Annotated in this window: 1 protein-coding gene; it reads left to right on the top strand. The window is 38.8% G+C overall.

Annotation, left to right across the window (positions count from 1 at the left end; all coding sequences use genetic code 11):
- The coding region (locus ACYVTD_RS17260) for a 3'-5' exonuclease (protein WP_461248864.1) at window positions 1-329 on the top strand (329 nt) is incomplete at its 5' end.
- Window positions 330-412: the final 83 nt, after the last annotated feature.

Genomic DNA, 412 nt, shown 5'->3' with positions numbered 1-412 from the left:
TTGCTTTGTATATGGATACAGACGAGTTGTCTAGTGATGACAAAGTCACGCTTATGACGTTGCATTCTGCAAAAGGGCTAGAGTTTCCTGTTGTGTTTATTGCAGGAATGGAAGAAAATATATTCCCTTCGTATCGCTCGCTTTTGGATACCGAGCAGATGGATGAGGAACGCAGATTATGCTATGTTGGGATTACTCGCGCGAAAGAAAAATTATTTTTAACTAATGCTAGGCAAAGGATGCAATTCGGGAAGACATCGTTTAATCCGCCATCGCAATTTTTAAGAGAAATTCCGGATGAATTGAAGAAAAAGGTCACGGCATTTTAGAAGTTTATATTTTTGTTTTGAGTTATATCAGGTTTTTGATTTATTGAATTTCCTGCGCCGATTATGCTGCGGATAGGGCTCTT

It is taken from the genome of Treponema sp. R6D11, assembly GCF_054786075.1.
This window is presented reverse-complemented; position numbering and strand designations above follow the sequence as displayed.